Source organism: Synechococcus sp. Lug-A, from assembly GCF_024345655.1.
GTDB lineage: Bacteria > Cyanobacteriota > Cyanobacteriia > PCC-6307 > Cyanobiaceae > MW101C3.
Map to the genome: position 1 here is coordinate 40,592 of NZ_JAGQBN010000015.1, position 20,840 is coordinate 61,431.

Below are 20,840 nucleotides of genomic sequence, written 5' to 3' on the forward strand. Positions count from 1 at the left end.
CCCCATGACCCTCACCTCTCTTGATCCCGGCATCCTCAAGGCCGCCCACCCGGTGCCGGGGGCACCGAACAACTGGAAGCGCTTTTTCAGCTTCAACACCGATGCCAAGGTGATCGGCATCCAATACATCGTGACCTCGCTGTTCTTCCTGTTGGTGGGAGGGCTGCTGGCGATGATCATGCGTGGCGAGCTGATCACGCCTGAGGCGGATCTGGTGGATCGCACCGTGTACAACGCGCTCTACACGATGCACGGCACGATCATGCTGTTTCTGTTCATGTTTCCGGTTCTCAACGGCCTCAACAACCTGTTGATCCCCTGCATGATCGGCGCCCCTGACATGGCCTTTCCGCGCCTCAATGCCGCTGCCTTCTGGCTTGTGCCTGTGTTCGGCGTGATCCTGATGGCCAGCTTCCTGGTGCCCGGCGGTCCGGCGGCCTCCGGCTGGTGGTCGTATCCACCGGTGAGCCTGCAGAACCCCCTGGGCCATCTGATCAATGGCGAAGCGCTGTGGATCACGGCGGTGGCCCTTTCCGGCGTGTCGTCGATCATGGGAGCGGTGAACTTCGTGACCACGATCCTGCGCATGCGCGCTCCCGGCATGACGTTCTTCCGGATGCCGATCTTCTGCTGGACCGCCCTCTCCGCCCAGACGATTCAGCTGATCGGCCTGCCCGCTCTCACCGGCGGCGCTGTGATGCTGCTGTTCGATCTGGTGGTGGGCACGTCCTTCTATCGCCCGGAAGGGGGCGGCGACCCTGTGCTCTATCAGCACTTCTTCTGGTTCTATTCCCACCCGGCGGTGTATGTGATCATCCTGCCGGTGTTCGGCATCTTCTCCGAACTGTTTCCCGTGCACGCCCGCAAGCCCCTGTTCGGGTACGTGTTCGTGGCGATGGCTTCGCTGGTGATCGTGGGCCTCAGCCTGGTGGTGTGGGTGCACCACATGTTCCCCAGCGGGGTGCCCCAGTGGATGCGGGATCTGTTCATGGTGTCCACGATGCTGATCGCGGTACCCACCGGCATCAAGGTGTTCGCCTGGCTGGGCACCCTGTGGGGGGGGAAGATCCAGCTGAACACACCGATGCTGTTTTCCCTCGGTGGCCTGTTCAACTTCGTGTTCGCCGGTGTGACCGGCATCATGCTGGCCACGGTGCCGGTTGACATCCACGTCAACAACACCTACTTCGTGGTGGGCCATTTTCACTACGTGATCTACGGCGCTGCCACCATGGGGGTGTATGCGGCGATCTATCACTGGTTCCCTAAATTCACTGGCCATATGTATTTCGAAGGACTTGGCAAGCTCCATTTTTTGCTCACCTTTGTAGGCACCAATCTCAACTTCTTCCCGATGCATCCGCTCGGGTTGATGGGCATGCCCCGGCGCGTGTCGTCGTACGACCCGGAATTCGCCTTCTGGAACGTGATCGCCAGCCTCGGCGGCTTTCTGCTGGGGGTGTCGATCATTCCCTTCCTGCTCAACCTGGTGAGCTCCTGGGTGTGGGGGCCCAAGGCGCCGGCCAATCCCTGGAAAGCCATCGGCCTGGAGTGGCTGCTCCCCTCCCCTCCTCCGGCCGAGAACTTTGAAGACAACGTTCCCACCGTGATCAGTGGCCCCTACGGCTACGGCACGGGCAAACCCCTGGTGGAGCACCAGGAGGCCTATGAACGCGCCCTGCAGGAGGCCTGAACCATGACCACCCTCCCCACGGCGGCGCCCACCGGCCCCGGCCCGGCCCATGGCGAAGGCCACGCCAGCCATCCCAGCTACACACTCACCGGCTTCATCATTTTTCTCTGCTCCGAGAGCGTCATATTTCTGGCGTTCTTCGCCGCCTATGCGCTGCTGAAATCCACCGCCACCAGCTGGTTGCCGCCGGGGGTGGAGGGGCTGGAGTGGCGCACCCCGCTGCAGTTCACAGTGGTGCTTGTGTCGAGCAGCGGCACGATCGCCGTGGCGGAGCACTTCCTCGGCCAGAAACGCCTGTGGGCCTTCCGCGCCTTCCTGCTGCTCACGATGGCGATGGGCTCCGTCTTTCTTTATGGCCAGGCGAGTGAATGGAGCGGCCTTTCGTTCGGCTTCACCAGCGGCACCTTCGGCGGTCTTTTCTATCTGCTCACCGGCTTTCACGGCCTGCATGTGGCCACCGGCATCCTGCTGATGGGCCTGATGCTGGGGCGCTCGTTCTATCCAGGCAACTACGACAACGGTGAACAGGGTGTCATCGCTGTTTCCCTGTTCTGGCATTTCGTGGATGTGATCTGGGTGCTGCTCTTTCTGCTTCTCTACGCCTGGCAAGCATGATCATCGATGACACCCACTACGACGTGATCGTCGTCGGCAGCGGCGCCGGAGGCGCCACCCTGGCCAGCGATCTGGCGGCGAAGGGCCGCTCGGTGCTGCTGCTGGAGCGGGGCGCCGCCTTGCCCCGAGAAGACCAGAACGTCGCGGATGTGGACCTGTTCCGCAAAGACCGCTACCACCCTGGCGAGCAGTGGTTCGGCACTGATGGCGATCCCTTCTCCCCCCAGGCGGTGTATGCCCTCGGCGGCAACACCAAGATCTGGGGGGCGGTGCTGGAGCGGATGCGGGAGCAGGAGTTCGGCCCGTTGCGCTATCAGGAAGCCACCGCACCCTCCTGGGGTCTCCCCTACAACCACTTCGCCCCCTGGTACGACCGGGCTGAAGCCCTCTACCGCGTGCATGGCCGCCAGGGGGTGGATCCCACCGAGCCCAGCCGTTTCGCCGCCTACGCCCGGTCGCCGCGGCCGCTTGATCCCTTGCTGGAGGAGCTGCGTGAAGGCCTCCGTCGCCAGTCGTGCCATCCCTACGACCTGCCGCTCAGCTGGTCGGAGGATCCGGCAGACCCCAGCGGCGATGCGGAGCTGTTCGGTGTCACCCCGGCGCTTGCGGGCGCCGGCACCTGCCTGCGCACCAACGCCAGGGTCAACCGCCTGCATGTGAATCCCGGCGGCACGGAGGTGCGCGGAGTGGAGGCGGAGATCGACGGCCAGAACTGGCTCTTTCGTGGTGATCAGGTGGTGCTGGCCGCTGGAGCCGTGAACACGGCGGTGATTCTGCTGCGCTCTGTCTCAGATCCCCATCCCGCCGGCCTGGCCAACGGCTCCGGCCAGGTGGGCCGCAACCTGATGCGGCCCCAGCTCACGGCGATCCTGCAGCTGGCGGCCCGGGCCAACTCCGGCGCTTACCCCCGCAGCCTCGGCGTCAACGACTACTACTGGGGTGACAAGAACGTGAGCTTCCCGCTCGGCCACATCGAGAGCGGCGGCGGCGTGCTGCAGGACGCCCTGTTCGCCGAATCCCCGCCGGTGCTTTCGCTGGTGACCCGGCTGCTCCCCAACGCGGCGTTGCGGCAGCTGGCGGCCCGCTCGGTGTGCTGGTGGGCGATGAGTGCGGTGCTGCCCGATCCGGACAATGCGATCACCCTGCGGCGTGACCGCATCCGCATCCACTACCTGCCCAACAATCTCGAAGCCCACGACCGGCTCGTCTACCGCTGGATCGACACCCTGCGGCGCACCGAAAAGGACCCCCTCACCCAGGTGGTGCGTCCCTCGCCGGTGCATCCCCGCGGCGAAGCACCGCTGGCGGTGATGGGCTACGCCTGCGGCACCTGCCGCATGGGCAGTGATCCGGCCAGCTCCGTGGTGGATCTGGCGGGGCGTAGCCATGAAGTGGCCAACCTCTGGATCGCCGATGCCAGCGTCTTCCCCAGCTGTCCATCGGTGTCGCCCGGCCTCACGGTGATCGCCAATGCCCTGCGCGTGGCGGATGCCTTGATGCACGCCTTCTAGGCTGTGTCACTGGGCTTTTGGATCGGAGCCACCTGATGGCAGGACACAACGGGTCAACGCGCGGCGGCAGCACCATCCTGGCCAGCGCTATCGCCGGGGCCGTGGTGGGAGCGGCCGGGCTGGCCTGGTGGCTGCTCGACGCCGCTGAGCGCCGCCGGCTGGCCGAGCGCCAGCGCCGTCGCCTCACCCTGTCGCGCTTTCAGGATGGCCCCAGCGAGGGAGAGGGCTACATCCGTCGCCCGCTGCTCGAAAAGGAGCTGCAGCACAAGGTTCAGGAGCTCAACCAGGCCATCGAGGATGTGCGCCGCCAGCTGGAGTGCCTAACCCCGGACAACTGATCCGCCCGCTGGCCCAACAGCTTTCAGCCCAGGCGCAAGCCAAAGGCCTGCCTCACGGCTCCTCCGGCTTGGAACCCTTCCCGCCGCACGCTGTGTTCTGCGGACTCTCCTGACGCGGAGGCTTTTCCTGCGGATCGGTAGGTTGATCTCCGGTGTTCCCCTGCCTTCCATGCTCCGCTCCGCCGCCATCACCGCAGGTGTCCAGCGTTCCCCCAACCGCGCCATGTTGCGGGCGGTGGGCTTCGGCGACGGCGACTTCGACAAGCCGATCATCGGCATCGCCAACGGCTACAGCACGATCACGCCCTGCAACATCGGCCTGAACGACCTGGCCCGGCGCGCTGAGCAGTCCGCCCACAGCGCCGGTGCCATGCCCCAGATGTTCGGCACCATCACCGTCAGCGACGGCATCTCGATGGGCACCGAGGGAATGAAGTATTCGCTCGTGTCGCGGGAGGTGATCGCCGATTCGATCGAAACCGCCTGCAACGCCCAGAGCATGGACGGCCTGCTGGCGATCGGCGGCTGCGACAAGAACATGCCCGGCGCCATGCTCGCCATGGCCCGCATGAACATCCCGGCGATCTTCGTCTATGGCGGCACGATCAAGCCCGGCCGGCTTGGTCCCTGTGATCTCACCGTGGTGAGCGCCTTCGAGGCGGTGGGTCAGTTTTCGGGGGGTCGCATCGATGAAGCGGAGCTGCTGGCGATCGAGAAGAACGCGTGCCCCGGTGCCGGCAGCTGCGGCGGCATGTTCACCGCCAACACGATGAGCTCGGCCTTCGAAGCGATGGGGCTCAGCCTGCCGGGCAGTTCCACCATGGCGGCGGAAGATCCGGAGAAGGCGGAGAGCGCCGCCCGTTCGGCGGAGGTGCTGGTGCGTGCCATCGAGGTGAACATCCGCCCCCGCGACCTGATCACCCGCGAGGCGATCGAAAACGCGATCAGCGTGATCATGGCCGTCGGCGGCTCCACCAACTCGGTGCTGCACCTGCTGGCGATCGCCCGCACCGCCGAGGTGCCGCTCACCATCGACGATTTCGAAACCATCCGCCAGCGGGTGCCGGTGATCTGTGACCTCAAGCCCAGCGGCCGCTACGTGACGGTGGATCTGCACCGGGCCGGCGGCATCCCGCAGGTGATGAAGCTGCTGCTCGATGCGGGCCTGCTGCACGGCGACTGCGGCACGATCGAGGGTCGCACCCTGCGTGAGGTGCTTGCCGATGTGCCCAGCGAGCCCCCGGCCGGTCAGGACGTGATCCGGCCCCTCTCCAATCCGCTCTATGCCAAGGGGCACCTGGCCATCCTCAAGGGCAACCTGGCGGAAGAGGGGGCGGTGGCCAAGATCAGCGGCGTCAAGACCCCCGTGATCACCGGCCCGGCCCGCGTGTTCGAGAGCGAGGAAAGTGCCCTGGAGGCGATCCTGGCCGGAGCTGTGGGGGCCGGCGATGTGGTGGTGGTGCGTTACGAGGGTCCCGTGGGTGGCCCCGGCATGCGCGAGATGCTCTCCCCCACCGCCGCGATCGTGGGCCAGGGGCTGGGCGAATCGGTGGCGTTGATCACCGATGGCCGCTTCAGTGGTGGCTCCTACGGCATGGTCGTGGGACACGTGGCACCGGAGGCGGCCGTGGGCGGCACCATCGCGCTGGTGGAAGAAGGCGACAGCATCACCGTGGACGCCCACCAGCTGCTGATTCAGCTGAATGTTGACGCGGCCGAGCTGGAGCGCCGGCGCGCTGCCTGGGTGGCCCCCGCCCCCCGCTACCGCACCGGCGTGCTGGGCAAGTACGCCCGCCTGGTGAGCAGCAGCAGTCTGGGCGCCGTCACCGATCCGGTCTAGGCCTGCCAGGGGGGCTCGCCCGCAGGGCCTGCAGCCTCTGCAGGGTCCTCTCCGTGTGCATCGGAGGGGAGGCTGAGCAAGGCGCGCAGACGCCGGGCCAGGGCTTCCAGCGGGGCGCCGGCCGGCGGCCGCTCGGTGCGCAGCCCCGTCTCCCCATCCATCCAGACGGGGTGCTGGCCGTGCCAGAGCATCGGCTGCTCCGGTTGCTCCGGCCAGCTGAGCATCATGTGGAGGTCGTTGCCGCTGCGGTAGAGCTCCAGCTCGATGTCCTGCTGCGGCAGCCGCTCCCCGTCGATCCCCCGCGGCTGCAGGCGCAGGCAGCAGTCGCCAGGCCCGCCCGAGCTTTCGCTGGCGGAGCCTTCACAGCCGGAGGCCCCGCTGGCCATGGCTCCCACCACCGCATGGCGGTGCGGTTTGAGGCAGAGATCGGCCGCGGCGGCGATCCGCCGGCTGAGCTCATCGGCGGCGCTCACGGCACCGCTCGCACCGCCACCAGAGACAACTGCAGCGGGCCGGCCCGGAAGCCTGCGTTCAGCTGGCCGTCGTCGCCGAACTTGGAATGCAGCACCTGCAGCCGCGTGACCCGGCCGGGATCGAAGCGCAGCGGCAGGTTCAGCGGGCGGGCCCGCACTGAGGCCCGCAGCTGAGCGAAGGGAATCTCCACCCGTTGGGGCGGCTGGTCAGGCGCGCTGACGCTGGTGTCGAACTCCGCCACCCAGCGCAGCCCGCCGGGGATCAGCTCGGTGAGCCCGGCGACGCCATCGGCGCAGGCCACGGCCAGCTTGTAGCGGCGGCCGTCGCCACGCAACTCAAGCTGCAGGGCGCGGTAGTCGCCCAGGTTCAGCGGCGGGGAGAACAGCGGCGAGCGGCAACTCACGAAGCCACCGCCCTGCTCCACCACATCGGCCTCCAGCACCAGCCCCTCCGGGCCGATGCGGCAGACGCCGCTGCTGCGTCCTCCCATGATCGTGTCGTTCAGGGCCAGCCAGCCGCTGAACCCGTCGCCGCTCACCACCACCAGCGGTGCCACCATGCCAGCCGGCTCCATCAAGGCTCCAAGCCTGCCGCAGCGGCGGGATCGGCGAGGATCAGCACCGGAGTGAGGGGCTTCACCAGCCGGGCCGGGGTGCGCACGGCCGGCTCGTTCGGATCAAGCAGGCGTTGCAGGGCCTGGCGCTTGCCTGCCCCGCTCACCAGAAACACCACCTGGCGCGCGGCACTCAGCACCGGTGCGGTGAGGGTCACGCGGGGCAGGCCCTTGCCCTCGCTGATCGTCACCGGGCGATCCACCACCGTGGTGGCCGCCGTGCCTGGAAACAGCGAGGCGGTGTGGCCGTCTTCCCCCAGACCCAGCAGCACCACATCCAGCACCGGCGGATCGCCGGCGCAGAGGCGAGCCAGCACGGCCGCGAAGGCGGCGGCGCTGGCTTCCGGCGTGTCCTGATCGGTGGGGACGGGATGAAAGCAGGCCTCCCGGCCCGGGCCGGCGGCCAGCAGGGAGCGGCTCAGCAGCAGCGCATTGCTGGAGGGGTCGTCGGCCGGTACCCAGCGCTCATCCCCGAGCAGCACGTCCACCCGGTTCCAGGGCAGATGGGCCGCGCCGAGATGGCGATAGGCGGCCTCCGGGGTGGTGCCACCGGCGAGGGCGATCTGGGCCCGCTCCCGCTCCGCCAGCGCCAGGTCGATGGCAGAGGCGATCGTGGTGGCGGCGCACTCGGCCAGCTGCTCCTGCCCCCCGGCTACCACCTTCAACTGATAGGTGGGCGATGGGGTGTGCTCCATCAGAGCCACTCGGTGTGGAAGGCACCGTCGCGGTCCACCCGTTGATAGGTGTGGGCGCCGAAGCAATCGCGCATGGCCTGCAGCAGGTTCTGGGGCAGGCGGGCGGTGCGGTAGCTGTCGATGTAATCGAGCGTGCTGCTCAGGCAGGGCACGGGAATGCCGGCCTGGGCGGCATCTGCCACCACCTGGCGCAGGCCGGGCAGCCGGCGGTTGATCTGTTCGGCGAACCAGGGGTCCACCATCAGGTTCGCCAGACCCGGATTGACGTCGTAGGCGTCCTGGATGCGCTGCAGCAGGCGGGCGCGGATGATGCAGCCCCCCTTCCAGATCTGGGCGATCGCGGACAGGTGGAGGTTGTAGTCGTGCAGCTTGGAGGCTTCCACCAGCAGGGCCATGCCTTGGGCGTAGCTGGCGATGCAGGCAAGGATCACCGCATCGCGCAGCGGCGGCAGGCCTTCGGTGGGCTCGCCGAGCTGCACGGGGTGGGGCGCCGGACCCGGCAGCACCGACTCAGCGGCCACCCGCTCGGATTTCATCGAGCTCATCACCCGCCCGTTCAGGGAGGCGTAGATGGTGGGCACGGGCACTCCCATTTCCAGCGCGCTGATCACGGTCCAGAGGCCGGTGCCTTTCTGACCGGCCACGTCGAGGATCTTTTCGACCAGGTCGCCGCCATCCTCGGGATCGCGGGTGCGCAGGCACACCTCGGTGATCTCCACCAGATAGGAGGAGAGCTCCTCCAGCTGGTTCCAGCCGTCGAACACATCGGCCATGGCGATGCCATCGAGGCCGGCGCCGCGCTTCATCAGGTCGTAGGCCTCCACCAGGATCTGCTCGATCCCGTACTCGATGCCGTTGTGCACCGTCTTGACGAAATGGCCGGCGCCACCGGGGCCGATGTAGGTGACGCAGGGGCCGTCCTCCACCTGGGCGGCCATCTTGGTCACCAGGCTCTCAATGGCGTCGTAGGCCGCCTTGGTGCCGCCGGGCATCATGCTCGGCCCCTCCAGGGCGCCCTTGGCGCCACCGGACACCCCCATGCCGATGTAGCCGAAGCTCTTGCTCTCCAGCTCCTTCACCCGCCGCTCGGTGTCGGTGTAGAGAGAGTTGCCGCCGTCGATCAGCAGATCGCCATCCTCCAGGTACGGGGAGATGGCGGCGATGGTGTCGTCGATCGGCTGGCCCGCCTTGATCATCATCAGGATGCGGCGGGGGCGCTCCAGGCTGGCCACGAACTCCTCAAGGGAGTGGGCGCCGATGATCTGAAGGCCGGCGCCGCGGCCGTTGAGGAACTCTTCCGTCTTGGCCCAGGTGCGGTTGTAGACGACGCTGGAGAAGCCGTTGCGCTCAGCGTTGAGGACCAGGTTTTCGCCCATCACGCCCAGGCCGATCAGGCCGAAGTGCGCTTTGCTCATGTGGGTTGGGCTGCAAACCTTTCTGAGCCAGTGTGCCCCTGCGGCCCGCCCGACGCCGCCGCCTGCGCGGCTGTGTCAGCAACCGCTCAGATCACGGTGCCGTCAGCGATGGTGGCGTTCTTCTCCACCACCACGATGCCGTTGCGGATGTAAAAGCCCAGCTCCGGCCGGTCGGCTTCCTCGATGTGGTCCTTGTTCACGATCGTGACGTTGCGGCCGATGCGCACGTTCTTGTCGAGGATCGAGCGCCGCACGGTGGTGCCATTGCCCACGCCCAGTGGGATGCCGCCCCGCTCGCGCAGCACGGCCCGCTCTTCCGCCGATTCGAAGTAGTCGGCGCCCATCACCAGGGTGTCCTGAAGCACCACTTCGGCCTCGATGCGCGAGCGCACGCCGAGCACGCAGTGGTGGATGCTGCAGGCCTGCAGCAGGGAGCCTTCACCGATGATCGACTGCGTGACCTGGGTGTCCAGCAACTTGCTTGGGGGCAGGTAACGGGGCCGTGTGTAGATGGGGAATTTCTCGTCGTAGAAGGAGAAGGCCGGGCTGGGTTGGTCGGTGAGCGCCAGGTTGGCCTCGTAGAACGCCCCGATCGTGCCGATGTCCTCCCAGTAGTCGTTGAAGACGAAGCTGCTGAGCTTGTCGCCCCGCGCCAGGGAGGTGGGGATGATCTCCTTGCCGAAGTCGGTGGCTTCGGGATTGCTCACCAGCAGGTCGAACAGGGTGTCGCGGCTGAACACATAGATGCCCATCGACGCCAGGTAGGGGCGCTTGAGGGCCTCGTCGGACGAGAGGCCGTGGCGGGAGGTGTCGACCGCCATCGCTTCCAGGGCGGCGCCCTTCGGCTTCTCGCTGAACTCGCGGATCCACCCCTGGGGATCGGTACGCATCAGGCCGAAGCCCTCGGCCTGGGCTGCATCCACCGGCAGCGCCGCCACGCTCAGGTCGGAGCCGGTGTCGATGTGGTGGCGCACGAAGCTGCTGTAATCCATCCGGTAGAGCTGGTCGCCGGAGAGAATCAGGTAGTGGTCCACGTCCCATTCGTGGAACAGCCACTGGTACTTGCGCACGGCGTCCGCAGTGCCTTCAAACCAGCTGGGGCTGTCAGGGGTCTGCTGAGCCGCGAGCACCTCCACGAACCCCTGCCCGAAGCCGGCGGAGAGGTTGTAGGTCTGGGTGAGGTGGCGGTTGAGCGACGCGCTGTTGAACTGCGTCAGCACGTAGATCTTGTTGACCCCGGAGTTGATGCAGTTGCTCACCGGGATGTCGATGAGCCGGTATTTACCGGCCAGCGGCACCGCCGGCTTGGCCCGCATCTTTGTGAGCGGGTAGAGCCGGGTGCCCGCTCCGCCGCCGAGGATGATCGCCAGAACCCGCTTCATCACTGCCCCCAAGGACTGCTGTTGTCAGCATTTGAGCACCGTACCGGAGCACGTGACCCCCGGTCGGTGGTCTGGAATTCAGCCCTCACCGCTGGACTCATCGAGCGCGAAAAGTTCATGGAGCACTTTCATGGATTGATGGCGTTGCTGGCGTGGCTGGGGCGCCCGCAGGTGGGTGACCGGGCTGTGCAGGATCTTGTTGACGATGCCTTTGGTGAGGGCTTCCACCACCTTGCGCTCCCGCGCTGAAAGGTCGGGGCCCATGCGGCTGAGCGCTTTCTGCAGCTCCTGTTCGCGGATCAGCTCCAGCTGCTGGCGGAGCCGGTTGAGGGTGGGCACGGCTTCCAGGCCGTCCCACCAGTCGAGGAACTGGCGAGCTTCCTCCTGCAGCAGCCCTTCGGCTTCGGCGGCGATCTCACGGCGGGCCTCCTGATTGCGAGCCACCACCTCCTGCAGATCGTCCACATCGAAGGCCTCCACCCCACCCAGGGCAGCGACGTCGGAGCTGATGTTCCGGGGCACGCCGATGTCGATCAGCTTCAGCGAGGAGCGGCGGTTGAGACCCTGCAGCCGGGCGGCGTCGATGATCGGCTCATCGGCTGCCGTGCTGGTGAACACCAGCGAGCAGGTGCTGAGGCAATGGTCCAGGTCTTCGAGCGGCCGGCATTGCACCGGCAGCTCGGGAAAATCAGCCGCCAGGGCCTCCGCCCGTGACACGGTGCGATTGAGCAGCACAAGAGCGCGGCAGCCCTTGGCCTGCAGGTGCTGCAGCAGCAACCGGGACATGCGCCCCGCTCCCACCACCGCCACCTGCTCGCCCTCGAGCGACACGAGGTCGTCGACGCCGCGGCTCTGGCCCACCTTGAGCTGGGCCAGCTCCACCGCCGCCGAGCTGATCGACACGGCGCCAGTGCCGAGATTGGTTTCGGTACGTACCCGCTTGCCGGTGCTCACCGCCTGGGTGAGCAGCCGGTTGAGGATCGGGCCGATGGAGCCATGCTCCTGGCCCAGCCGCACCATCTTCTTCACCTGGGAGAGGATCTGCCCTTCCCCAAGCACCAGGCTGTCGAGCCCTGCCGCCACCCGCAGCAGATGACCCACCGCCTCTTCATGGTGATACGTGAAGAGGTGGGGGGTGAGTTCGCCGAAATCAAGGCCCGAGTGCTGGCTCAGGAAGGAGCCCACGGCCGTGATGCCCTGCTCCGGATGGCGCAGCAGCGTGTAGATCTCAAGCCGGTTGCAGGTGCTGAGGATGGAGGCCTCGAGCACCTGGGCATCGCCGCGCAGGATCTGGAGGGATTCCTCCATCGTCTGCTCCGGGATGCTGAGGCGCTCCCGGATTTCGACTGGAGCCGTGCGATGGCTGAGCCCGACGACGGCGATGTGCATGGGGTGGGACTCAGCGCAGCGCGACGCTTTGAGCGCCGGGCTTGATGTGGATGGTGTCCGTGAAGCGGGCGCTGGAATCGAGCGAGGAAATGATCAGGCTGCTGGTGCGGGTGCAGTCGCGCTCGAACTTGACGCCCTTGAACAGCAGGCCATCGGTGATGCCGCTGCCTGCGAAGACCACGTTCTCGCCGGAGGCCAGCTCCTCGGCCTCGTACACCTTGTCGATGTCGGTGATGCCCATTTCATTGAGGCGAGCGATGTTGCCTTCCTTGGTGTAATCGGCCCACTCGGAGGTCTGGGCGACCGCGGGGTCATACACGAGCTGACCCTGGAAGTGGCCACCCAGGCAGCGCAGGGCTGCAGCGGAGATCACCCCTTCCGGAGCAGCGCCGATGCCCATCAGGCAATGGGTGCCGGTGCCGGAGAAGCCACAGGCGATGGCCGCCTGCACGTCACCGTCGCTGATGGGCTTCACCCGGGCGCCGGTGGCGCGGATCTCGGCAATCAGGTCCTTGTGGCGGGCGCGGTCCATCACCACGATCACCAGCTCGTTAGCGGGCAGGCCGAGGCACTCGCTGAGGATGGCGATGTTTTCCGTGGCGCTCTTGCGGATGTCCACCTTGCCTTTGGCGGCCGGCGGTGCCGCCAGCTTCTTCATGTAGAAGTCGGGCGCATTGAAAAGGCCACCGCGGTCGGAAGCGGCCAGCACGGCCATCGAGCCGTCTTGGGCGTTGGCGCAGAGGTTGGTGCCTTCGCAGGGGTCGACGGCGAAATCCACGCCGGGACCGGTGCCGCTGCCCACTTCCTCACCGATGTAGAGCATCGGGGCTTCGTCGCGCTCCCCTTCGCCGATCACGATCCGGCCCTGCATGGCAATGCTGCCCATCCGCAGGCGCATGGCCTCCACGGCAGCAGCGTCGGCTTCATCTTTCTTGCCGAGGCCGGTCAGGTGCGCAGAGGCGATGGCGGCCTGCTCGACGACTTCAAGCAGTTCCTGAATGAGGGTGCGATCCACAAAAGTCCGGCAGGGGGAGGGAGCGGCGGTGCCGAAGCAAGAACCGGCAGACCAGCTGCAGCAGGTTTGTTTCGGTCTCTGGCCGTGGCGACTGTATCAGCGCCCCATGGGGCGGCCAGCGGCTGGAGGGCCGGTACCGGCCTCTTCCTACAATGGCGTGGATCTCTTGCCCCGGTGGCCCCAGCCATGAGCACCAAGCCTCTGGTGATCGCCCCGTCGATCCTGTCTGCAGATTTTGCCCGTCTCGGCGACGAAGTGCGGGCCGTTGACGAGGCGGGGGCCGATTGGATCCATGTGGATGTGATGGACGGACGCTTCGTCCCCAACATCACCATCGGCCCACTGATCGTCGAAGCCCTGCGCCCCGTCACGCAGAAACCGCTCGATGTGCACCTGATGATCGTGGAGCCCGAGCGTTATGTGGGCGATTTCGCCAAGGCGGGCGCCGATCACATCTATGTACAGGTGGAAGCCTGCCCTCACCTCCACCGCAACCTCGGCCAGATCAAGGATCTGGGCAAGAAGGCCGGTGCGGTGCTCAACCCCGGCACACCGCTGGAAACCCTCGAGTACTGCCTCGAGCTCTGTGACCTGGTGCTGATCATGAGCGTGAACCCCGGCTTCGGCGGCCAGAGCTTCATCCCCTCAGCCGTGGAAAAGGTACGCCGCCTGCGACGTATGTGCGACGAGCGGGGCCTCGATCCCTGGATCGAAGTGGATGGCGGTCTCAAGGCCAACAACACCTGGCAGGTGGTGGAAGCCGGTGCCAACGCGATCGTGGCCGGTTCGGCCGTGTTCAACGCGCCTGATTACCGCGAAGCGATCGACGGTATTCGCCACAGCCGTCGCCCCGAAGCGATCCTCGTTTGAAGTGCGAGGTCGGAGTGCCTGGTCTTGAGTGAGCGACCGACCGGTCGTAGCGCCCGGTCCGAGGCTGGTCTGTCCTAAGCCTCGATGACTGGGCCAGTCGCGCTTGACCCCTAGGGCGGCTGATTCCCCAGCCGGTTGATTTCGAGGGCGCCGGAAGCGAATCCGGCGCCTTTTTTCATGGCTGAGCCTCACCCCACCCAACAGCGGCCCAGTGAGCTTGAGGAATGCACAACCTGGCGAGAAACCACACCATGTCGGGCTGCGCACTCAATGCGTGCTGATTGCTCACTGAACGGAGCAATCATCAGAGCCATGAACCCGAACACCACAGCCGGCGTTTTCGTGGCGGGGCCTTCGGGGTCAGGGAGGTGGGGCTCAGGCGCCCAGGAACCAGCCGTAGCTGTGCAGACCGATGCCCAGCAGATTCACGCCGATGTAGCAGACGACGATCACCACCAGCCCGGCAGAGGCCACCAGGGCCGGTCGCCTGCCCTGCCAGCCGCGGCTCAGCCGGGTGTGCAGATAGGCGGCATAGACGAGCCAGCAGATCAGGGCCCAGGTTTCCTTCGGGTCCCAGCTCCACCAGCTGCCCCAGGCCTCATTGGCCCACACGGCGCCGCTCACCAGACCGACCGAGAGCAGCAGGAAGCCCACCGTGATCGTGCGGTAGCTGAGGCTGTCGAGCTGTTCGCTCACGCCGATGGCCACGCTGCTCAGCTCCAGGCCCTGGCCGCTGCTGGCCTCGCCGCCCCCCGGCACCGCGGCCAGCTGGGCGCGGCGGAAGCCGCCGCTGCCGATCGAACTGCTGCGCAGCTCCAGCTGGCGGCCCCGCTCGGTGAACAGCACGGCCACCGATAGGAGTGAACCCACCAGCAAGGCGGCGTAGCTCACCATGATCACGCTCACATGCATCACCAACCAGCTGGAGCGGAGGGCCGGCACCAGTGGGGAGGCCGCCTGCAGGCGGTCGGGCAGGGCGAAGCTGGCAAAGGCCACACAGCCAAGACCCATTGGTGTCGCTGCCGCCCCCACCAGCGGGGAAGCCCAGGAGCGCTCCACCAGCAGCTGGGTGAGCGTGCAGGCCCAGGCCAGGAAGCAGAGCGATTCGTAGAGATTGCTGATCGGGAAGTGTCCCGATTCCCACCAGCGCAGTGTGAGTTGGGCGGTGAGGCTCACGTTGGCGCCGGCCACCAGCAGGCGCACCACCGTGCTCGAACGGCCGCCGCTCAAACTCCAGAAGGCCAGCGGCAGAGCGACCAGCAGCAGGCCGAAGGCGATCAGGGCGAGGGTCAGAACCGGATCGGTCACAGAAAGCACGATTCCCAGAAGCGGTTGGGTCAGTCTGCCTGGCGGGCAGGGAGATCAGCGGCTGGCCTGTCGGAGCAGCACAAGGCCACCCGCCAGACCGATGAACACCGGCATCCAGGCTGCCAGGAAGGGGGCCAGGGTGCCCTTCACCCCCAGCGAACTGAAGATGAAGGACATCAGGTAGTAGGAGAAAATCAGCAGGACGCTGATGCCGAACCCCTGGCTGCGGCTGGTGCGGGCATCCGGGCGCACGCCCAGGCTGCTGCCGATCAGCCCGAACACCAGGCAGATGGTGGGGAAGGCGAATTTCTCCTGAATGCGCACCCGCATCCGGCGGGCCTCCTTCTGGTCGCCGGCCTCTCTGAGCAACTGCTCGGCGCGCAGGGCTTCGGCCACGGACATGCTGGCGGCGTCCTTGGGCAGGGCAGCCAGTTTCAGCGGCCCCTGATCGAGCGGATAGAGATAGCGGTCGAACCTGGCGGATGTGGTGGAGCCCTCAGCCCCACCCACCAGCACCACCTGGCCGTCCCTGAATTCCCACATGCCCTGCTCCGCGTTCCAGATTCCCTGCTTGGCCTGCAGGATCTGGGTGCCGTTCTCGCGGGTGAAATCGAGCACCGTCACATCCTGCATCTCCCCTTTCTCGAACCTGCGCGCATAGAAGAGCTGAGAGAGGTAGCGGTCGGCGCCGGAATCATCCTTGGCGGGCCGCAGGCTGAAGCGTGAGTAAATGATGTTGCTGCCCTTCTCCGTGGCCACCGACCTGCCCAGGGCCTCGTTGAGTGTGTCGGCCGCCTGGAGGTTGGCGGCGGGCACGATCAGGTCGTTGAACGTGAAGGTGAGCAGGCTCATCAGCAGCGCCACGCCCAGGGCCGGCATCACCATGCGGCTGGTGCTCACGCCGATGCTGCGCAGAGCCGTGAGCTCACTGTTGCCCGACAGCCTGCTGTAGGCCAGCAGTGTGGCCATCAAGGTGGCCATCGGAAACGACAGCACCAGGAATCCCGGCAGGCGCAGGCCCAGCACCTGCATCGCCGCCGTCACCGGCAAGCCTGATTCCGCCACCCGGCGCACCAGCTCGAACACCACCCCCACCGACAGGGACACCGTGGTGAAGGCCGCCACGCCGAACAGCAGCGGGCCGAGCAGTTCACCGCTCAGCCAACGGTCCATCAGCGGCAGGCGCTCCCAGAGCAGCAGTACGGGGCGCAGCAGCCGCTTGGGCGCCATCACGGGTTCATGAGCAAGTGTCACAGCTGGAAGCCCTCCCCCAGGTAGTGCTGGCGCACAAGCGGGTTGCTGGCCACCTCAGCCGAAGGCCCGGAGGCCAGCAGGCTGCCTTCCGTGAGGATGTAGGCGCGGTCGGTGATGGAGAGGGTCTCCCGGACGTTGTGATCGGTGATCAGCAGACCCATGTTGCGATCCCGCAGAGTGCCGATCAGGGTCTGGAGGTCGGCAACGGCGAGCGGATCGACGCCGGCGAAGGGTTCATCCAGCAGCAGGTAGCGCGGGCCCGCTTCGCCCACCGCCAGGGCGCGCGCCACTTCGCAGCGGCGCCGCTCTCCTCCAGACAGCTGGAAGCCACGGCGGTGCTGAAAGTTGGTCAGGTGGAACTCCTCTACCAACTGCTCGACGCGCTCCCGCCGCCCCGCCACCGGAGCGCCGCTCTGTTGCAGGGCGAGCTGCAGGTTCTGGCGCACGCTCAGCTGCCGGAAAACGCTCGGCTCCTGGGGCAGGTAGCCGATCCCCAGACGGGCACGCTCCGGCATGGCCAGCCGCTCCACCCGCTTCCCATCGAGCACGACCCGGCCCCGATCCGGTTTGAGCAAGCCGGTGACGAGGTTGAAGGTGGTGGTCTTGCCGGCGCCGTTGGGGCCCAGTAGGCCGACCACTTCGCCGGGCTCCAGGGCGAGGGTCACCCCCTTGACCAGAGGGCGGCCTCCGATGCTCAGGGCCACCCCTTCCAACACAAGGCTCATGGCACTGCTGGCCCAGCAGGCTGAGCGTTCTGCTGGATCCTTAGCTGACTGAACACCTGCTTGCCATCGGTGGGTTGGGCCAGTACCCGTTCGGTGTCCACCAGGTAGACCACCCGTTCGGCGCGCAGCAGGTTGCCGCCTTCCTGCACCACGTCCACATCGCCGGTGAGCACGATGCGCCCCTCCCGGGTGAAGTACTGGGCCTGGCGGGCGGTGGCGGCCAGGCGCCGATCGGGGTAAAGGATCCTCACGTTGCCGGTGGCGGTCACGATGCCGGTGCTGTTGTCAGCGCGCTGCGTGTCCGATTCGATCGTCACCAGGCCGGTGGGCGTGATCGGTGCCTGCGGCGTGAGCACCGTTCCTTCAGGGGCTGACGTCGAGGTGGGCATCGGGGCCCCCGGTGCGGCGCCCGCCGGCCGCGGCAACTGGGGCGCTTCGGGCACCTGCGACCCCAGCGGCAGCGCCCGCGCCAGGGGGGAATGGAGGCTCCAGAGCGCGAGCATTAGTGCCGCCCCTGCGGTAGCGAGGGGGGGGCGACGGCGTCGGTGCATCTCAGGCATGGTTCCGGCAGGGGCAGGAAGGGGGCGGGCATGGGAGTCCCGCATCCGTCTCAGGGAGCGAGCTTCGCGGCAGGGGGTCTGCGGGTCAGGCAGCTGGCGTCAACACTGGCAGGGGGAGGGCCCCTGGGTCATTCCCCTGTTGCAGACAGTGCAGCCGGTCAGCCACCCGGGCGCGCAGCAGGGTGAGGTTGAAGCCGAGGGCGTCGGCCGGAAACGGTGCCAGCCGGCCCAGCCCTTCACCCAGCAGCAGCGTGGCTCCACGCTGGTTGCCGCGCTGTAGATGCAGGTGGGCCACGGCGATCTGCAGAAATCCCTGAAGCGCGGCTCGGTCGGGCCCCTGGGTTTCGTGCCAGATCTCCTCGAACACGTCGTGGCAGGCGTACCACTCACCCGCGTTGAACAGCCCTGCGGCCATCTGCAAACGGGGGTCTGCGGTCAGGTCGTCGGCGGGGGGCACTGGGCCGGGGTGGCGGGACGCCATCCCCTGGCTCATCGCTTGGCGGCCTTCTTCACCGGCAGCTTGCGCAGCCGGATCGATTCCGGGGTCACTTCCAGCATTTCGTCCGGCCCGATGTACTCAAGCGCGCGCTCAAGCGTCATCTGGATCGGGGATTGAAGCGTGTCGAGCACTTCAGCGCCAGCCGAGCGGATGTTGGTGACCTGCTTGGCCTTGCAGACGTTCAGCTCAAGATCGGGCGGCCGGTTGTGTTCGCCCACGATCATGCCCTTGTAGACCTTGGTGCCAGGCGTGATGAAGAACTGGCCCCGATCCTCCGCGCCCTTGAGCGCGTAGAAGGTGGCGGTGCCTTCTTCGAAAGCCACCAGTACGCCGTTCCGGCGGGCATCGAAATCCCCCTGCATGGGGCGGTATTCGAAGAAGGAGTGGCTCATGATTCCTTCGCCGCGGGTGGCGCGCACGAACTCACCACGGAAACCGATCAGGCCGCGGGCCGGCACCACGAATTCCAGCTGGGTGCGGCCGTCGTTGCCGGTTTCCATGTTCTGCATCTCGCCCTTGCGGGTGCCGAGCTTCTCGATGCAGGAGCCCACCGCATCTTCGGGAACGTCCATCACCAGGGTTTCCACCGGCTCGCATGGTGTGCCGTCGATCGTGCGGAAAATCACCTGCGGCTGGGACACCTGGAACTCATAGCCTTCGCGGCGCATGGTTTCGATCAGGATGCCCAGGTGCAGCTCACCACGGCCGCTCACGGAGAAGCGATCAGGGGAGTCGGTGTCCTCCACCCGCAGCGCCACGTTGGTGAGCAGCTCCTTCTGAAGGCGGTCACGCAGCTGGCGGCTGGTGACGAACTTGCCTTCCTTGCCGGCAAAGGGGGAATCGTTGACCACGAAGGTCATCTGGAGGGTGGGTTCATCCACCCGGATCAAGGGCAGCGCTTCGGGGTGATCGGGGCAGGCGATCGTTTCGCCGATGTTCACCTCATCGAAGCCCGCCACGGCCACCAGATCGCCGGCGCTGGCCTGCTCAATCTCCACCCGCTGCAGGCCCTGGAAGCCGAGCAGCTTGCTGATCCGGCCGCGCTTGATGCTGCCGTCGTCGCGGATCAGTGCGGCGCTCTGGCCGGCCTTGATGGTGCCGTTGTGGATGCGGCCGATCATGATCCGACCCAGGAAGTCGGAGTAGTCGAGCGTGGTGACCTGCATCTGCAGGGGCTTTTCAGGGTCTCCGACCGGCGGCGGCACATGGCGCAGGATGGCGTCGAAGAGCGGCTTCATCGTTTCGCTCTCGGTGGCCATGTCGGGCTTGGCGTAGCCCCCCATGCCGCTGCCGAACAAGTAGGTGAAGTCGCACTGGTCGTCGTCGGCGCCGAGCTCCAGGAACAGATCCAGCACCTTGTCGACCGCCTGTTCCGGGTCGACGCGGGCGCGGTCAATCTTGTTGACGAACACGATCGGCCGCAGGCCCTGCTCGAGCGCCTTCTTGAGCACGAAGCGGGTCTGGGGCATGGGCCCCTCGTTGGCGTCCACGATCAGCAGGGCACCATCCACCATGCCGAGCACCCGCTCCACCTCGCCGCCGAAATCGGCGTGTCCGGGGGTATCGACGATGTTGATGCGTACGCCGGCGTAATCAACCGCGGTGTTCTTGGAGAGGATCGTGATGCCGCGCTCGCGCTCCAGGTCGTTCGAGTCCATCACGCAGGTGGGCACAGCCTCGCCGTCCCGGAAGATCCCCGACTGCTGAAGCAGGGCATCCACGAGCGTGGTCTTGCCGTGGTCAACGTGGGCGATGATCGCGATATTGCGAATCGGTGCGCTCTGGGAAGCGGCGCTCATGCGTGATCTCTCCTTCAATCCTTTCTGACGCAACCACTACCGGTTGCAATGAACCTTCACCCTATCCCAGCCCGCTCCGCTCAGATCCCTGCAGCTGTCGGGCCGGTTCGAACATCCGCAGCGCCTCCGCTGATCCCTCGAAGCGCCAGTGCCATGGCTCGTAGGTCACGCCCTGGGCATTGCCGCGCGGAAACGAGAGTTTGAAGTGGTAGCGGTTGGCATTCTCCTGCAGCCAGCGGAAGGCGGGAGTGCGCTCGAAGTCGACACTCAGGTTGGCGGCGGGCCGGCCGCCATCGCCGAGATCGACGGCGTAGCCGGTGCTGTGCTCGGAAAAACCCGGTGGGGCGCTCACCTGGGCGCGCTCCTCGGCGCTCTGGTTGCGCTCCGATTTGACACCAAAGAAAATCTGCTGCTGCAGATCCACTGAGCGGAAACCGCTCAGCAAGCGCAGATCCACCCCATCGGCGGCCGCTTCCCGCTGCATGGCGAGCAGCTCGACGGCAGCCTCTGTATGCAGCATCAGGCCCGGCGCCACGTTGGTGAGCTGGTCCGTCGGCGCTTCCGCATAGGGGAAGTGGCCCAGCAGCCGCCCATCGCTGCCCAGCCGTGCATCGATCCCGGGGACGGGGGGAGGGGTGAGCAACTGGACCAGCGGCTCGCGGAAGCGAAAACCCAGCGCGCCACCGCCCACCACCAGCACCATCACGGTGCCGAGCACCGCGCGCAGCGATCGTCCCCGGGGTGGTCCGGGGCGCAGAGAGCGCTGAGCCACCGGGATGTCGTCGCCCTGATGACGCGCGGACATTCGCGGGGGCAAAGGACGGGGCTACAAGCTTGAAACAATC

General features: G+C 66.7%; 20 protein-coding genes. 6 read left to right on the forward strand and 14 right to left on the reverse strand.

The annotated features are described in order from the left end of the window. Positions 1 to 4: 4 nt before the first annotated feature. From KBY86_RS11785 to ilvD, 5 genes are all read left to right on the forward strand, one after another. Positions 5 to 1,693, forward strand: coding sequence for a cbb3-type cytochrome c oxidase subunit I (locus KBY86_RS11785; RefSeq protein WP_094513093.1), 1,689 nt, complete (start codon positions 5 to 7; stop codon positions 1,691 to 1,693). 3 nt (positions 1,694 to 1,696) lie between these two features. Next, positions 1,697 to 2,308: a heme-copper oxidase subunit III gene (locus KBY86_RS11790; RefSeq protein WP_255141185.1), complete on the forward strand. Its 612-nt coding sequence runs from the start codon at positions 1,697 to 1,699 to the stop codon at positions 2,306 to 2,308. Continuing rightward, positions 2,305 to 3,819, forward strand: coding sequence for a GMC oxidoreductase (locus KBY86_RS11795; protein ID WP_255101289.1), 1,515 nt, complete (start codon positions 2,305 to 2,307; stop codon positions 3,817 to 3,819). Before KBY86_RS11790 ends, KBY86_RS11795 begins: the two co-directional genes overlap by 4 nt. 35 nt (positions 3,820 to 3,854) lie before the next feature. After that, complete coding sequence (locus tag KBY86_RS11800) at positions 3,855 to 4,157, forward strand: hypothetical protein (protein ID WP_094513448.1); 303 nt, start codon at positions 3,855 to 3,857, stop codon at positions 4,155 to 4,157. A 169-nt stretch (positions 4,158 to 4,326) separates the two neighbouring features. Then, positions 4,327 to 5,997, forward strand: a complete 1,671-nt coding sequence (gene ilvD, locus KBY86_RS11805; protein ID WP_255141186.1) for a dihydroxy-acid dehydratase — start codon at positions 4,327 to 4,329, stop codon at positions 5,995 to 5,997. Here the strand turns inward: ilvD and KBY86_RS11810 are convergent. The 7 genes from KBY86_RS11810 to glpX form a co-directional block, all read right to left on the reverse strand. Continuing rightward, positions 5,994 to 6,470, reverse strand: coding sequence for a hypothetical protein (locus KBY86_RS11810; RefSeq protein ID WP_094513097.1), 477 nt, complete (start codon positions 6,468 to 6,470; stop codon positions 5,994 to 5,996). The two genes, ilvD and KBY86_RS11810, sit on opposite strands and share 4 nt — an antisense overlap. Next, complete coding sequence (locus KBY86_RS11815) at positions 6,467 to 7,045, reverse strand: CIA30 family protein (protein ID WP_255141204.1); 579 nt, start codon at positions 7,043 to 7,045, stop codon at positions 6,467 to 6,469. Before KBY86_RS11815 ends, KBY86_RS11810 begins: the two co-directional genes overlap by 4 nt. Beyond that, positions 7,045 to 7,779: a 6-phosphogluconolactonase gene (gene pgl, locus KBY86_RS11820; RefSeq protein WP_255141187.1), complete on the reverse strand. Its 735-nt coding sequence runs from the start codon at positions 7,777 to 7,779 to the stop codon at positions 7,045 to 7,047. Before pgl ends, KBY86_RS11815 begins: the two co-directional genes overlap by 1 nt. Then, complete coding sequence (gene gndA, locus KBY86_RS11825) at positions 7,779 to 9,194, reverse strand: NADP-dependent phosphogluconate dehydrogenase (RefSeq protein ID WP_094513100.1); 1,416 nt, start codon at positions 9,192 to 9,194, stop codon at positions 7,779 to 7,781. The genes pgl and gndA overlap by 1 nt, the downstream gene beginning before the upstream one ends. 86 nt (positions 9,195 to 9,280) lie before the next feature. Beyond that, on the reverse strand, positions 9,281 to 10,576 hold the full coding sequence (locus KBY86_RS11830; RefSeq protein WP_255141188.1) for a glucose-1-phosphate adenylyltransferase: 1,296 nt from the start codon (positions 10,574 to 10,576) through the stop codon (positions 9,281 to 9,283). Between the two features lie 78 nt (positions 10,577 to 10,654). Continuing rightward, complete coding sequence (locus KBY86_RS11835; protein ID WP_094513102.1) at positions 10,655 to 11,965, reverse strand: glutamyl-tRNA reductase; 1,311 nt, start codon at positions 11,963 to 11,965, stop codon at positions 10,655 to 10,657. A gap of 10 nt (positions 11,966 to 11,975) precedes the next feature. Beyond that, positions 11,976 to 12,980 carry a class II fructose-bisphosphatase gene (glpX, locus tag KBY86_RS11840; protein ID WP_094513103.1) on the reverse strand — a complete coding sequence of 335 codons (1,005 nt, stop codon included), beginning with the start codon at positions 12,978 to 12,980 and terminating at the stop codon, positions 11,976 to 11,978. A 186-nt stretch (positions 12,981 to 13,166) separates the two neighbouring features. On the opposite strand from glpX, the gene rpe reads away from it, so the two are divergent. Beyond that, positions 13,167 to 13,850, forward strand: coding sequence for a ribulose-phosphate 3-epimerase (rpe, locus tag KBY86_RS11845; RefSeq protein ID WP_255141189.1), 684 nt, complete (start codon positions 13,167 to 13,169; stop codon positions 13,848 to 13,850). Positions 13,851 to 14,225: 375 nt separating this feature from the next. On the opposite strand, the gene ccsB is transcribed toward rpe, so the two are convergent. From ccsB to KBY86_RS11880, 7 genes are all read right to left on the reverse strand, one after another. Continuing rightward, positions 14,226 to 15,158, reverse strand: coding sequence for a c-type cytochrome biogenesis protein CcsB (ccsB, locus tag KBY86_RS11850; protein WP_255141190.1), 933 nt, complete (start codon positions 15,156 to 15,158; stop codon positions 14,226 to 14,228). 54 nt (positions 15,159 to 15,212) lie between these two features. After that, positions 15,213 to 16,388 (reverse strand): LptF/LptG family permease, encoded by a 1,176-nt coding sequence (locus KBY86_RS11855; protein ID WP_094513107.1) that lies wholly within the window; start codon positions 16,386 to 16,388, stop codon positions 15,213 to 15,215. A 20-nt stretch (positions 16,389 to 16,408) separates the two neighbouring features. Then, entirely contained in the window at positions 16,409 to 17,137 is a 729-nt protein-coding gene (lptB, locus tag KBY86_RS11860) for an LPS export ABC transporter ATP-binding protein (protein WP_094513108.1), read from the reverse strand. Continuing rightward, positions 17,134 to 17,697, reverse strand: coding sequence for an LptA/OstA family protein (locus KBY86_RS11865; protein ID WP_255101282.1), 564 nt, complete (start codon positions 17,695 to 17,697; stop codon positions 17,134 to 17,136). The genes lptB and KBY86_RS11865 overlap by 4 nt, the downstream gene beginning before the upstream one ends. A gap of 85 nt (positions 17,698 to 17,782) precedes the next feature. Further along, positions 17,783 to 18,178, reverse strand: coding sequence for a DUF309 domain-containing protein (locus tag KBY86_RS11870; protein WP_094513451.1), 396 nt, complete (start codon positions 18,176 to 18,178; stop codon positions 17,783 to 17,785). 8 nt (positions 18,179 to 18,186) lie between these two features. Then, entirely contained in the window at positions 18,187 to 19,995 is a 1,809-nt protein-coding gene (gene typA / locus KBY86_RS11875; RefSeq protein ID WP_094513110.1) for a translational GTPase TypA, read from the reverse strand. 61 nt (positions 19,996 to 20,056) lie between these two features. Next, entirely contained in the window at positions 20,057 to 20,800 is a 744-nt protein-coding gene (locus KBY86_RS11880; protein ID WP_255101280.1) for a D-alanyl-D-alanine carboxypeptidase family protein, read from the reverse strand. Positions 20,801 to 20,840: the final 40 nt, after the last annotated feature.

Coding starts and splice junctions, on each gene's coding strand:
- KBY86_RS11785 (WP_094513093.1), top strand. CDS start 5: ATGACCCTCACCTCTCTTGATCCCGGCATCCTCAAGGCCGCCCACCCG.
- KBY86_RS11790 (WP_255141185.1), top strand. CDS start 1,697: ATGACCACCCTCCCCACGGCGGCGCCCACCGGCCCCGGCCCGGCCCAT.
- KBY86_RS11795 (WP_255101289.1), top strand. CDS start 2,305: ATGATCATCGATGACACCCACTACGACGTGATCGTCGTCGGCAGCGGC.
- KBY86_RS11800 (WP_094513448.1), top strand. CDS start 3,855: ATGGCAGGACACAACGGGTCAACGCGCGGCGGCAGCACCATCCTGGCC.
- ilvD (WP_255141186.1), top strand. CDS start 4,327: ATGCTCCGCTCCGCCGCCATCACCGCAGGTGTCCAGCGTTCCCCCAAC.
- KBY86_RS11815 (WP_255141204.1), bottom strand. CDS start 7,045: ATGGAGCCGGCTGGCATGGTGGCACCGCTGGTGGTGGTGAGCGGCGAC.
- pgl (WP_255141187.1), bottom strand. CDS start 7,779: ATGGAGCACACCCCATCGCCCACCTATCAGTTGAAGGTGGTAGCCGGG.
- gndA (WP_094513100.1), bottom strand. CDS start 9,194: ATGAGCAAAGCGCACTTCGGCCTGATCGGCCTGGGCGTGATGGGCGAA.
- KBY86_RS11830 (WP_255141188.1), bottom strand. CDS start 10,576: ATGAAGCGGGTTCTGGCGATCATCCTCGGCGGCGGAGCGGGCACCCGG.
- KBY86_RS11835 (WP_094513102.1), bottom strand. CDS start 11,965: ATGCACATCGCCGTCGTCGGGCTCAGCCATCGCACGGCTCCAGTCGAA.
- rpe (WP_255141189.1), top strand. CDS start 13,167: ATGAGCACCAAGCCTCTGGTGATCGCCCCGTCGATCCTGTCTGCAGAT.
- KBY86_RS11855 (WP_094513107.1), bottom strand. CDS start 16,388: ATGGCGCCCAAGCGGCTGCTGCGCCCCGTACTGCTGCTCTGGGAGCGC.
- lptB (WP_094513108.1), bottom strand. CDS start 17,137: ATGAGCCTTGTGTTGGAAGGGGTGGCCCTGAGCATCGGAGGCCGCCCT.
- KBY86_RS11865 (WP_255101282.1), bottom strand. CDS start 17,697: ATGCCTGAGATGCACCGACGCCGTCGCCCCCCCCTCGCTACCGCAGGG.
- KBY86_RS11870 (WP_094513451.1), bottom strand. CDS start 18,178: ATGGCGTCCCGCCACCCCGGCCCAGTGCCCCCCGCCGACGACCTGACC.
- typA (WP_094513110.1), bottom strand. CDS start 19,995: ATGAGCGCCGCTTCCCAGAGCGCACCGATTCGCAATATCGCGATCATC.
- KBY86_RS11880 (WP_255101280.1), bottom strand. CDS start 20,800: ATGTCCGCGCGTCATCAGGGCGACGACATCCCGGTGGCTCAGCGCTCT.